Raw genomic sequence first — 12,327 nt, 5'->3', positions numbered from 1 at the left:
CACCGCCGCCGACCGGCACCGGAGCACCGGCCGCACCACCCCGGGGCGCCGGGTGTCGGAGGCGTTTGGCAGTCTGGTCCCACCACCTCGTGTCGGCCCCGGCCGGCACCGGTGGTCACCATCCGTCAGCAGACCCCCGGCAGCGGAGAACTGCCGATGCGCCGAGCACAGCCGAGGAGCAGCCATGGACCATCCGGAGCCCCGAACGGGCGCACCGGCCCCCGTGCTGCGCCACCAGCGGGACAGCCTGCTGCCGGCCGTCGCCGCCGCGCTGTCGCTCAAGGGCGGCGAGGTCCACACGCTGGCCGGCGGCAAGTCCGACCGGGCGCCGCTGCTGCATCCGCTGGTCGCCGAGTTCCTGGCGGAGCTGCCGGTCGAGCACCGGGAGCGTTTCCTCGGCCACTGCCCGGAGCCCGCGCTGCTCTCGCAGTTCCTGGCGGGGGTGGACGCCGGCCGGTCCAAGCGGGCGGCCCGCAAGCCGCTCAGCCTGCAGGAGGCGCGCAAGGCCCTCAAGGGCGCCCGGATGACCACCGTGCGGATCCGCGAGGAGGGCGATCCGGCGCACGGCACCCACGCGCCGCCCTGCCGCTCCTGCACCCCGCTGCTCGACCACCTGAACGTGACGAGCGTCGCGGTCGGGCCCACCGCCCGCTGAGCGACGCCCCTCCCCTGCCCCCCAGTCACCGGAGCACACCCTGAACCCGTCCGCGGTCCGCACCCAGCCCCGCTTCCCGGCCGACGTGGCCGCCGCCCTCAAACAGGCCGGCTGGCACCCCGGCCGCTGGGAGATCATCCAGGCCGAGCAGTGGGCCGACGAGCTGGCCGCCCACGGCGCGCCACCGGACGTCCGGCACTCGGTGTTCCCCGCCGCCGTGGAGGCCTGGGCCGAGTTCGGCGGGCTCTCCTTCGACCTGTCCGGGGCCGGCCGCGCGCAGGCCAGGACGCCGTTCCTGCTGGACCCGCGCTGCGGGCTGCACCAGCCCCGTACGCTGGCCGACCTCGGTCGGGCGCTGGACAGCAAGGTCGCACCGCTCGGCGAGGAGGCGTTCGGCCAGGCGCTGCTCGCCATCGACGAGGGCGGCCGGGTCTTCAGCCTGGACCACGCGGGCGAGTGGTTCCTCGGCCACTCCATCGACCAGGCCGTCAGCACCCTGGTGCTCGGGCTGCCGCAGGAGCGCCTGCGGACGGCGGCCGAGACGGACTGACCGCCGTCGGTTGTCCCGACTCCGGCCAATCCCCTCCCACCGGGCCTCCGTTGCCGCCACACTGTGCCGCACGGAATGTGGAGCTTGTGAGGGGACCACCGGGAGGAATCGCGATGAGCGTCCAGACGGCTGCCGCGCGCACGACGGCGTCACCGCCCGCCCACCTGCCGGAACGCCAACCGCTCTTCGACAACGCCAAGTTCGCCGCGATCGCGCTGGTGGTCTGCGCGCACACCTGGATGCCGCTGCTGGAGGTGGACCGGACGGTCGCCGCCGCGGTGCTCACCATCGCGGCCTTCTCGATGCCGGTGTTCATCACCCTGTGCGGGTACTTCGCCCGCCCGAGACCGGGCCGGCCGCCGGTGGACGGCGGCCGGCTGATCTCCCAACTGGCCATCCCCTACCTGGTCTTCCAGCTCCTGTACAACCTGGTCGGGATGGCCCTGGAGAAGCGGCTCGCCCCGATCCGGCTGCTGGAGCCCCGCTGGCTGACCTGGTTCCTGCTCTCCCTGCTGGTCTGGCGGCTCAGCGTGCCGCTGTGGACGGCGCTGCGCCACCCGCTGCCGGTGGCCGTGCTGGTCGCGACCGGGTCGGGGGCGATGGCCGCCTTCCCCGAGGAACTGGCGCTCGGCCGCACCCTGGGCTTCCTGCCGTGGTTCGTGCTCGGCCTGGTGCTGCGGCCCGGCGACCTCGCCACGCTGCGCCGTCCGGCCGTCCGCCGCTGCGCGCCGTTCGCCCTGGCGTCGGTGTTCGGTGCGATCTGGCTGGCCTCGCCCAAACTGCTGAACCCGGGCTGGGTGGAGTACACCGAGAGCGCCGCCGAGCTGCACGTCGGCTACCCGGTCTGGGTGGCCGTCCGGTTCGCCCTGGCCGGCCTGTCCCTGGTGGCCGGCGCGGCGTTCCTGGCCCTGCTGCCCGACCACCGCACCCGGTGGACGGCGCTGGGCGGAGCCTCCCTCTACGTCTACCTGCTGCACGGGCTGCCGCTGAAGCTCGTCCAGGCCTCCGGGATCTACCACGCCCGCAGGCTGCACCACTGGTACACCGCGCTGCCGCTGCTCGGCGCCTGTGCCCTGACCCTCGCCGTCCTGCTCGCCACCCCGGCGGCGGTCCGCTTCTTCGGGCCGCTGGTCCAGCCGCGGCTGGACTGGCTGCTGGGGCCGCGGTCAGGCGAGCCGGTCCGAGCGGACGGCCAGGCGTGACGGCAGCAGCGCCTCGACCCGGAAGCCGCCGTCCTCGGCCGGGCCCGCGCTGAAGCTGCCGCCCAGCGCCACCACCCGCTCCCGCATGCCGACCAGTCCGTTGCCGCCGCTGGGCAGCGCGACCTGCTCGCGCCCGCCGTCGGCCGGGGCGTTCACCACCGTGACCCGCACCCCGTTGGGCAGATAGCTGACCAGCACGCTCACCCGGGCGCCGTCGGCGTGCTTGTGCGCGTTGGTCAGCCCCTCCTGCACCAGCCGGTACGCCGTCCGCTCGGCCTGCCCGGTGTACGGGCAGTCGTCCCCGCTGACCGCCAGGTCCACCAGCATCCCGGCCGCCCGGGACTGCTCGACCAGCCGGGGCAGCCCGGCCAGGCTGTCCGGCCGTTCGGTCTGCTCGACCGGCTCCGCCATCCGCAGCACTCCGAGGATCTCGCGCAGCTCGTCCAGCGCCTGCCGGCCCACCTCGCCCATCAGCCGGGCGCTCTGCTGCGCCCGGCCCGGGTCCCGCGGGATGGTCCGCTCCAGGGCGGCGGCGTGCACCACCATCAGGCTGACCCGGTGCGCGACCACGTCGTGCATCTCGCGGGCGATCCTGGTCCGCTCCTCCAGCCGGGCCCGGCGGGCCCGCTCCCTGGCCTGCTCGGCGAGCAGGCCGAGCTCGGCCTCCAGACCGTGGGCCCGGTCCTGGAGCGACTCGACCAGGCGGCGCCTGGCCCCCACGTACAGGCCGGTGACCACCGGCGGGACGGTCAGCCCGACCGCCACCAGCGCGGCCATGAGGACGAACACCCAGGTCGGCGGCAGTGGTGTGGCCGGATCGCCCTGTTCCGGGGCGTTGATCGCGAACAGCACCATGCCGAAGGTCTCGACCAGGGCCAGCGAGGACAGCGCCACCACCCGCCGCCGCCGCGACGGCCACTCCCAGGTGGCCGCCAGCGTGTACAGCGAGACCACCAGCAGGAGGATCCCGAACAGGCCGGGGACGAACACCAGGGCCACCAGCACCGGCACGGCCGGCCAGCGCCGCCGCACCACCAGGGTCGCCCCCGCCAGCGCCCCCGGCACGGCCGCCGCCACCGCGACCCCGACCCCCTGGTGGAACCGGTCCTGCACCACCCCGTACGCGCCGAACGCGCACTCCAGTGCGGCCAGCACGGCCAGCACGACGTCCAGCAGCGCACTGCGGCGCCGCTCCCACCACCACAGTGAGTGGGCCGGCCCGCCCCCGTCAGGCGACTTGCTCATGGGGGACAGCCTACGGGCGGGCCCCCGCCCGGCCGTACCCAGTTCCCGGCCACCGGCGGCACGCGCCCGGCTGTCCGCCATCCGGCCACCTCTCGGACGCGGCACCCCGTGCCACCTATGCTGGTCCGCGACGGACAGCGCGGTCCGCACCGATCTCCCGACCCGTCGGTGGGCCCACTTCCCGGCCGATGGTCGGGCGAGAGAGCCGTTGCCCGAACCCCACCACCACAGGGAGCCCGCCGTGACCGCTCCGGTCCCCACCTCGGCCGACAGCCCGTCCCCGTCCGGACACGACCCGGTAGCCGCCAACGCCGCACTCCGCGCGGACATCCGGCGCCTGGGAGACCTGCTCGGCGAGACCCTGGTCCGGCAGGAGGGCCCCGAACTGCTCGGCCTGGTCGAGCAGGTCCGGCTGCTGAGCCGTACCGACGGCGAGGCCACCGCGCAGCTGCTCGGCGAGATCGACCTGGAGACCGCCGGCAAGCTGGTCCGCGCCTTCTCCACCTACTTCCACCTGGCGAACGTCACCGAGCAGGTGCACCGCGGCCGCGAGTTCGCCACCCGCCGGGCACGCGAGGGCTCGCTGCTCGCCCAGACCGCCGACCAGCTGGCCGACGCCGACCCCAAGCACCTCCAGGACACCCTCGCCCACCTGGCGGTCCGGCCGGTCTTCACCGCGCACCCGACCGAGGCCGCCCGCCGCAGCGTGCTGAACAAGCTCCGCCGGATCGGCGAGCTGCTGGAGCGCATCCACCGCGAGCACGTGGCCTCCGGCCTGTCCACCTCGGACCCGGTCCGGCACAGCTCGGCCAAGCGCCAGGCCGACCGCCGGCTCGCCGAGGTGATCGACCTGCTCTGGCAGACCGACGAGCTGCGGATCGCCCGCCCCGAGCCCACCGACGAGGCCCGCAACGCCGTCTACTACCTGGACGAGCTGTACCGCGAGGCCGTCCCGGAGGTCCTGGAGGAGCTGCACGAGGAGCTGGCCCGGGTCGGCCTCACCCTCCCCGAGGGCGTCCGTCCGCTGACCTTCGGCACCTGGATCGGCGGCGACCGGGACGGCAATCCCAACGTCACCCCGCAGGTCACCTGGGACGTGCTCAACCTCCAGCACGAGTACGGCATCAAGGACGCCCTGGCCGCCGTCGACGACCTCCGCAACGCGCTCTCCACCTCGGTCCGCCTCGCCGGCGCCTCCGCCGAGCTGCTGGAGTCGCTGGACGCCGACCTCGCGCTGCTGCCCGAGCTGAGCCCGCGCTACAAGCGGATGAACGCCGAGGAGCCGTACCGGCTGAAGGCCACCTGCGTGCGGCTCAAGCTGGAGAACACCCGCGAGCGACTGGCCTCCGGCACCCCGCACATCCCCGGCCGCGACTACGTCGGCACCCGTGAGCTGGTCGCCGACCTCAAGCTGATCCAGGACTCGCTGCACAGCCACCGCGGTCAGCTGATCGCCGACGGCCGCCTGGCCCGCGCGATCCGCACCATCGAGGCGTTCGGCCTGCAGCTCGCCACCATGGACGTGCGCGAGCACGCCGAGGCCCACCACCACGCGCTCGGCCAGCTCTTCGACCGGCTCGGCGAGGAGGCCTGGCGCTACACCGACATGCCGCGCGAGTACCGCCAGCGGCTGCTCTCCAAGGAGCTGCGCTCGCGCCGCCCGCTCGCCCCCACCCCGGCCCCGCTGGACGCGGCGGGCGACAAGACGCTCGGCGTGTTCACCACCATCCGCGAGGGCTTCGAACGGTTCGGCGACGAGATCGTCGAGAGCTACATCATCTCGATGTGCCAGGGCGCGGACGACGTGTTCGCCGCCGCCGTGCTGGCCCGCGAGGCCGGCCTGATCGACCTGCACGCCGGGATCGCCAAGATCGGCATCGTGCCGCTGCTGGAGACCACCGACGAGCTCCAGGAGGCCGACCGGATCCTGGACGAGATGCTCTCCGACCCCTCCTACCGGCTGCTGGTCTCGCTGCGCGGGGACATCCAGGAGGTCATGCTCGGGTACTCCGACTCCTCCAAGTTCGGCGGCATCACCACCTCCCAGTGGGAGATCCACCGGGCCCAGCGCCGGCTGCGCGACGTCGCCCACCGCTACGGCATCCGGCTGCGCCTGTTCCACGGCCGCGGCGGCACCGTCGGCCGCGGCGGCGGCCCCTCGCACGAGGCGATCCTCGCCCAGCCCTGGGGCACCCTGGAGGGCGAAATCAAGGTCACCGAGCAGGGCGAGGTGATCTCGGACAAGTACCTGCTGCCCTCGCTCGCCCGGGAGAACCTGGAGCTGACCATCTCGGCCACCCTGGCCGCCTCCGCGCTGCACACCTCCCCGCGCCAGGCCCCCGAGGAACTGGCCCGCTGGGACGCCGCGATGGACCAGGTCTCCGAGGCCGCGCACACCGCCTACCGCGCCCTGGTCGAGCAGGAGGACCTGCCGAAGTACTTCTTCGCGGCCACCCCGGTCGACCAGCTGGCCTCGCTGCACCTGGGCTCGCGCCCGTCCCGCCGCCCCGACTCGGGCGCCGGCCTGGACGGCCTGCGGGCCATCCCGTGGGTGTTCGGCTGGACCCAGTCCCGGCAGATCGTCCCGGGCTGGTACGGCGTCGGCGCCGGTCTGGCCGCCGCCCGCGCGGCCGGCCTCGGCGACGTGCTGGGCGAGATGTACGACCAGTGGCACTTCTTCCGGAACTTCCTGTCCAACGTCGCGATGACGCTGGCCAAGACCGACCTGCGGATCGCCCGCCACTACGTCGAGCAACTGGTGCCCGCGGAACTGCACCACGTCTTCGACCAGATCGTCGCCGAGCACGAGCTGACCCTGCGCGAGGTGCTCCGCCTGACCGGCGAGACCGAGCTGCTGGAGCACAACCCGGTGCTCAAGCAGACCTTCACCGTGCGGGACGCCTACCTCGACCCGATCTCCTACCTCCAGGTCACCCTGCTGCGCCACCAGCGCGAGCTGGTCGCGCAGGGCCGCCCGGAGGACCCGCTGCGGGCCCGCGCGCTGCTGCTGACCGTGAACGGCATCGCCGCCGGCCTGCGCAACACCGGCTGACGCCGGCCTCGGCGACATACGAGAGGGACCGACCCCGGGGTCGGTCCCTCTCTCGCTTCGCGCGCCCCGCTCAGTAGGTGGAGGGCCGGCCGGCGCGGCGCCGCCGCAGCCAGGTCGCCGCTCCCCCCGCGGCGACCAGCAGGCCCCCGCCGACGGCGTACAGCCCGGCCGAACCGCCGACCGAGCCGACGACCGGCGTCGGCGGGATCAGCTGGGCGGCGGCCGGCTCCGGCGCCGCCGACGGACCGCCGGACGGATCGGCCGCGTGCGCGGGCTGGATCGCGAGCCCGCTCGCGGCCAGGCACAGTACAGCTCCGCCGGCAGTACGCCCCCAGCGGACACGGCGTGACCGAACCACAGTCCTTACCCCCGAATCGACACCTCAACCCCTTCGTACAGAGCTGACCGTATCGGATCGGGTGGGCGTGCCTGAGTGGGTTTCAGCCCCCGTCCCCCAAAGCGTTGCACGACCGTTGTGTACCGCGCGCCACAGGAGACAAAAGGGAACTGATCTCCCGTCAGGAGTTGTAGGTGCCCTGGGCCCGCTCCAGGCCCTCCGACAGCAGCGCCTCGACCGCGTCGGCGGCCCGGTCCACGAACCAGTCCAGCTCCTTGCGCTCGACGGAGGAGAAGTCCTTGAGCACGAAGTCCGCGACCTCCATCCGGCCCGGCGGGCGGCCGATGCCGCAGCGCACCCGGTGGTAGTCGGGGCCGAGCGACTTGGTGAGGGACTTCAGGCCGTTGTGGCCGTTGTCGCCGCCGCCGGTCTTCAGCCGCAGCGCCGCGTAGTCGATGTCCAGCTCGTCGTGGACGGCGACGATCGCGCTGTTCGGCACCTTGTAGAAGTCCCGCAGCGCCGTGGTCGGCCCGCCGGAGAGGTTCATGAAGGTCATCGGCTTGGCCAGCACCACCCGCCGGCCGGCCAGCCGGCCCTCGGCGACCTGGGCCCGGCTCTTGTGCGCCTTGAACCGCGCACCGATCCGCTCGGCCAGCAGGTCGGCCACCATGAAGCCGATGTTGTGCCGGTTGCGGGCATAGCCGTCGCCGGGGTTTCCCAGCCCGACCACCAGCCAGGGCCCCGTGTACTCGTCCGCCGCCGCGCTCATCCTGCCGCTCTCCGCTCACTGTCGACCTGCTCGGCCCCCATTATCCGCGACCCGGCCCCGCCCGCCCGGGGCCCCCGCCCCGCCCGCCTCGTCCGCCCGGCTGACGTACGGTCAGGGGATGACCGCCACCGCGCCGCCGCCCGCCGCCGCCCTGGCCCAGGAGATCCGGGTCCGGCTGGCCGAGAACGCCGTACCGGGCCGAGCCGAGGCCGAGCGGACCTACCTCAAACACGAGCTGACCCACCTGGGCGTGCCCGTCCCGGCCGTCCGGGCGGTGGTCCGGGGCGTCCTGCGGGCTCATCCCGGGCTCGACCGCGGCTCCGTCCTGGAGCTGGCCGAGGAGCTCTGGGCCCCGCCGGTGCACGAGTCGCGGACCTGCGCCGCCCTGGTGCTGGAGAGCCGGGTCGGGCTGCTGCGCCCGGCGGACACCGCCCTGCTGGAGCGGATGCTGCGGACCGCCACCACCTGGGCGCACGTGGACCTGATCGCACCGAAGGTGGCCGGCCCGCTGCTGCTCGGCCATCCGCAGGTGGCCGCCACCGCGCTGCGCTGGAGCCGGCAGGAGGAGCTGTGGGTGCGCCGGGGCGGGGTGCTGGCGTACCTGCTGCCGCTGCGCTCGCCGGCCGCGTTCGAGGAGCACTTCGGCGGCTTCACCGCGCTGGCCGACCCGCTGCTGTCCGACCCCCGGTTCTTCGTCCGCAAGGCGATCGGCTGGACCCTGCGGGAGGGCGCCGAGCACCATCCGGCCGAGGTCGCCGACTGGCTGGCCGGACGGCTGGAGCGGGTCTCGGGGCTCACCCTGCGGGAGGCCCTGCGGCCGGTGGACGAGGCGGTCCGGGCCCGGCTGCTCGCCGCCCGCGGCTGAGGCCTGTCCAACAGACCCCGGGGCCCGGGGCGGGTCCGGACACGCCGCTGCCCCGGCCGCCCCGCGAGGGGGCGACCGGGGCAGCGGTCGAGCGGTTCAGCGGGAGGCTCAGGCCTCGGTGCCGGCCTCGGCCTCGGCGGCCTCGGCGTCCGCGTCGGCCTGCGAGGCCTGGGCGCCGATGACCTGCAGCACGACGGCGTCGGCGTCGACGGCCAGGGTGGTGCCCTTGGGGAGCTCGATGTCACCGGCGGTGATCGAGGCACCGGCCTCCAGGCCCTCGACCGAGACGGTCACGGACTCGGGCAGGTGGGTGGCCTCGGCCTCGACCGGCAGCGCGTTCAGCACGTGCTCGAGCAGGTTGCCACCAGGGGCCAGCTCGCCCTCGGCGATGACCGGGATCTCGACGGTGACCTTCTCGCCGCGCTTGACCAGCAGCAGGTCGACGTGCTCGATGCTGCGCTTGATGGCCTCGCGCTGGACGGCCTTCGGCAGCACGAACTCGTCCTTGCCGTCGATCGGGACGACCAGCAGGGCGTTCGGGGTCTTGAGGGCCATCATCAGGTCGTGGCTGGGCAGGTTCAGGTGAACCGGGGCGTGGCCGTGGCCGTAGACGACACCGGGGACGAAACCGGCGCGGCGGGCGCGGCGGGCGGCACCCTTGCCGAACTCGGTGCGGGACTCGGCGGCAAGGCGGATCTCGGACACGACTGCACTCCTCGTAAAAGCTGGCGGCGGGTGCAGGCGACAACGAAAAACCGCCGGGCCACACCCTCAAGTACGTTCGGGGGGACGCTCGGCGGCGGATGACGGGTGGTCCCGGCCGGACTGCGGCTGGACCAGCGCGTCGATCACGGATCCGGCACCCGCGTGGGCACACGGCATCCCTCGCCGAGCAGTCTCACGAGTCTAACCGCAGGGCGCGTCAACCATGAAATCGGCCCCCGGTGCAGACAGCGCCGGGGGCCGATGGAGTACCGAGGGGATCAGTGCACGCCCTCGAACAGGCTGGTCACCGAGCCGTCCTCGAAGACCTCGCGGATCGCGGCGGCGATCGACGGGGCGATCGACAGGGTGGTCACCTTGTCCATCTGGAGCTGCGCCGGGGTCGGCAGGGTGTTGGTGAACACGAACTCGCTGACCCGCGAGTTCTTCAGGCGGTCGGCGGCCGGACCGGAGAGCACACCGTGGGTGGCGGCGACGATCACGTCGGCCGCGCCGTTGTCGAACAGCGCGTCGGCGGCGGCGCAGATGGTGCCGGCGGTGTCGATCATGTCGTCGACCAGGACGCAGACCCGGTCCTTGACGTCACCGACGACCTCGGCGGACAGGATGGTGTTCGCCTGGCTCATGTCGCGGCGCTTGTGGATGATCGCCAGCGGGGCGCCGAGGCGGTCCGACCACTGGTCGGCGACCTTCACCCGGCCGGCGTCCGGCGAGACGATGGTCAGCTTGTCCCGGTCCACCTTCTGGCCGACGTAGTCGCACAGCAGCGGCAGCGCGAACAGGTGGTCCACCGGGCCGGAGAAGAAGCCCTGGATCTGCGCGGTGTGCAGGTCCACGGCCATGATCCGGTCGGCGCCGGCCTGGGCCAGCAGGTCGGCGATCAGACGGGCCGAGATGGGCTCGCGGCCGAGGTGCTTCTTGTCCTGGCGGGCGTAGCCGTAGAACGGCAGGATCGCCGTGATGCTCCGGGCGGAGGCCCGCTTCAGAGCATCGATCATGATCAGCTGCTCCATGATCCACTGGTTGATGGGAGCCGTGTGGCTCTGCATCACAAAGCAGTCCGCGCCGCGCGCGGAGTCCAGGAAGCGGACGTAGATCTCGCCGTTGGCGAAGTCCAGGGCCTTGGTCGGGACGAGTTCCGTCCCGAGCTCCGAGGCCACCTCCGCCGCCAGCTCAGGGTGGGCACGGCCGGAGAAGAGCTTGAGCTTCTTCTCACCCGACGTCGTGATCCCGCTCACTGCACCGTCTCCTCGTGTTGCTGCCGCACATGGACCCGCCCGGACGCACCCGGGCAGGACCCGGGCGGGCGGATGGGCGGGGGTTGGGGAGTACGCCGAGGCGCGGACCGGAGGCCCAGTGGCGCACGCATGTACTCCAGGTTACGCGCCTCGCCGTGAAGCGTCCGCCCCGGGACCACTCCTCAAGATCCCCACCGGTCGGCCCGGTGCTACTTCGCCCCGCCCGTCCCAGCAGCCTCGGCGGCCTGCGCGGAGGCCGTACCGGGCCGCTTGCGCGCCACCCAGCCGGCGATGTTCCGCTGCTGCGCCCGGGCGACCCCGAGGGCGCCGGCCGGGATGTCGTTGGTCACCACGGAGCCGGCCGCGGTGTAGGCGCCGTCACCGACCGTCACCGGGGCGATGAACATGTTGTCGGAACCGGTGCGGCAGTGCGCCCCGATCACCGTGCGGTGCTTGTTCACACCGTCGTAGTTCACCGTGACGGACGCCGCACCGATGTTGCTGCCCTCGCCGATGGTGGCGTCGCCGATGTACGACAGGTGCGGCACCTTGGCGCCCTCGCCCAGCTCGGAGTTCTTGATCTCGACGTAGGTGCCGGCCTTCGCCTTACGGGCCAGCTTCGTCCCCGGCCGCAGGTAGGCGTACGGGCCGACCGAGGCCAGCTCGCCGATCTCGGCGCCCACCGCCGTGGTGTTGCTCACATGCGCACCGGCGCCGACCCGGGTGTCCGTCAGGGTGGTGTTCGGACCCACCTCGCAGCCCTCGCCCAGGTGGGTGGCGCCGTGCAGCTGGGTCCCGGGCAGGACCAGGGCGTCCGGCTCGTAGCTGACCTGGACGTCGAACCAGGTGGAGGCCGGGTCGACGACGGTGACGCCCTCCCGCATCGCCCGCTCGACCAGCCGCGCGTTCAGCATCCGGCGGGCCTCGGCCAGCTGGACCCGGTCGTTGATCCCGACGATGTCCCGGTAGTCGGCGGCGACCACCGCGCCCACCCGGTGACCCGCCGTACGCAGGATCTCCAGGGTGTCGGTCAGGTACTCCTCGCCCTGCACGTTGTCGGTACCGAGCCGGCCCAGCGCCTCGGCGAGCAGCTTGGCGTCGAAGGCGAAGACCCCCGAGTTGATCTCGGCGACGGCGCGCTGGGCCTCGGTGGCGTCCTTGTGCTCGACGATGGCGGCGACCCCCCCGCTCCCGTCCCGCAGGATCCGGCCGTAGCCGGTGGCGTCCGGCACCACGGCGGTGAGCACCGTGACCCCGTTGCTCTGCGCGGTGTGCGCCTCGGCCAGCGCGGCCAGGGTGGCGCCGGTGAGCAGCGGGGCGTCGCCGGTGGTCACGATCACCGTGCCGTCCAGCTGCACGCCGTCGGCCGCCAGCGCCTCCAGGGCGGTGCGCACGGCGTGGCCGGTGCCCTTCTGCTCCAGCTGCACGACCGACCGGACGCCGGGGTACTGCTCGGCCAGGTGCGCCTGCACCAGCTCGCGCATGTGCCCGACCACCACGACCAGTTGCCGGGGGGTCAACTCCTGTGCGGCGCTGACCGCGTGGCCGACCAGGGTGCGACCGCAGATCGGGTGCAGCACCTTGGGCAGGGCCTTGGACTTCATCCGAGTCCCGCCACCGGCGGCGAGCACGATCACGGCAGCGGTCTGGTTGGCACTCACGCGGGAGGCTCCTCGGTCGGTTCACGGTGA

Annotated in this window: 11 protein-coding genes; 5 read left to right on the top strand and 6 right to left on the bottom strand. The window is 73.4% G+C overall.

Translation table 11 applies throughout. The features are described 5' to 3' along the window. The first annotated feature begins 184 nt into the window (after positions 1-184). The 3 genes from OG871_RS22545 (at position 185) to OG871_RS22535 (ending at position 2,407) form a co-directional block, all read left to right on the top strand. Positions 185-655: a YwqJ-related putative deaminase gene (locus tag OG871_RS22545; protein ID WP_371498785.1), complete on the top strand. Its 471-nt coding sequence runs from the start codon at positions 185-187 to the stop codon at positions 653-655. Positions 656-740: 85 nt separating this feature from the next. After that, on the top strand, positions 741-1,205 hold the full coding sequence (locus OG871_RS22540) for an SUKH-3 domain-containing protein (RefSeq protein WP_371498784.1): 465 nt from the start codon (positions 741-743) through the stop codon (positions 1,203-1,205). A gap of 113 nt (positions 1,206-1,318) precedes the next feature. After that, on the top strand, positions 1,319-2,407 hold the full coding sequence (locus OG871_RS22535; RefSeq protein ID WP_371498783.1) for an acyltransferase family protein: 1,089 nt from the start codon (positions 1,319-1,321) through the stop codon (positions 2,405-2,407). On the opposite strand, the gene OG871_RS22530 is transcribed toward OG871_RS22535, so the two are convergent. Next, positions 2,372-3,652 carry a sensor histidine kinase gene (locus OG871_RS22530; protein WP_371498782.1) on the bottom strand — a complete coding sequence of 427 codons (1,281 nt, stop codon included), beginning with the start codon at positions 3,650-3,652 and terminating at the stop codon, positions 2,372-2,374. The two genes, OG871_RS22535 and OG871_RS22530, sit on opposite strands and share 36 nt — an antisense overlap. Before the next feature lie 241 nt (positions 3,653-3,893). Here OG871_RS22530 and ppc point away from each other — a divergent pair, with 241 nt between their 5' ends. Continuing rightward, the gene (ppc, locus tag OG871_RS22525) at positions 3,894-6,704 is read left to right on the top strand and encodes a phosphoenolpyruvate carboxylase (RefSeq protein ID WP_371498781.1); all 2,811 of its coding nucleotides are present in this window, start codon (positions 3,894-3,896) and stop codon (positions 6,702-6,704) included. A 70-nt stretch (positions 6,705-6,774) separates the two neighbouring features. Here the strand turns inward: ppc and OG871_RS22520 are convergent, their stop codons facing one another. Further along, positions 6,775-7,062 carry a hypothetical protein gene (locus OG871_RS22520; RefSeq protein WP_371498780.1) on the bottom strand — a complete coding sequence of 96 codons (288 nt, stop codon included), beginning with the start codon at positions 7,060-7,062 and terminating at the stop codon, positions 6,775-6,777. A gap of 160 nt (positions 7,063-7,222) precedes the next feature. Then, positions 7,223-7,810 carry an aminoacyl-tRNA hydrolase gene (gene pth / locus OG871_RS22515; RefSeq protein ID WP_371498779.1) on the bottom strand — a complete coding sequence of 196 codons (588 nt, stop codon included), beginning with the start codon at positions 7,808-7,810 and terminating at the stop codon, positions 7,223-7,225. 118 nt (positions 7,811-7,928) lie between these two features. Here pth and OG871_RS22510 point away from each other — a divergent pair, with 118 nt between their 5' ends. Continuing rightward, complete coding sequence (locus tag OG871_RS22510; protein ID WP_371498778.1) at positions 7,929-8,675, top strand: DNA alkylation repair protein; 747 nt, start codon at positions 7,929-7,931, stop codon at positions 8,673-8,675. Positions 8,676-8,783: 108 nt separating this feature from the next. Here OG871_RS22510 and OG871_RS22505 read toward each other — a convergent pair whose 3' ends face one another. The 3 genes from OG871_RS22505 to glmU all read right to left on the bottom strand — a co-directional run bounded on the left by OG871_RS22505 (position 8,784) and on the right by glmU (position 12,297). Beyond that, positions 8,784-9,380, bottom strand: a complete 597-nt coding sequence (locus tag OG871_RS22505) for a 50S ribosomal protein L25/general stress protein Ctc (RefSeq protein WP_371498777.1) — start codon at positions 9,378-9,380, stop codon at positions 8,784-8,786. Positions 9,381-9,658: 278 nt separating this feature from the next. Further along, the gene (locus OG871_RS22500; RefSeq protein WP_371498776.1) at positions 9,659-10,636 is read right to left on the bottom strand and encodes a ribose-phosphate diphosphokinase; all 978 of its coding nucleotides are present in this window, start codon (positions 10,634-10,636) and stop codon (positions 9,659-9,661) included. Positions 10,637-10,845: 209 nt separating this feature from the next. Next, a complete protein-coding gene (glmU, locus tag OG871_RS22495) occupies positions 10,846-12,297 on the bottom strand; it encodes a bifunctional UDP-N-acetylglucosamine diphosphorylase/glucosamine-1-phosphate N-acetyltransferase GlmU (protein WP_371498775.1) in 1,452 nt (483 codons plus the stop codon). Positions 12,298-12,327: the final 30 nt, after the last annotated feature.

The organism is Kitasatospora sp. NBC_00374 (assembly GCF_041434935.1).
GTDB lineage: Bacteria > Actinomycetota > Actinomycetes > Streptomycetales > Streptomycetaceae > Kitasatospora.
Note: the sequence above shows the minus strand (reverse complement) of the source record. Positions and strands in the feature narration are given on the sequence as shown.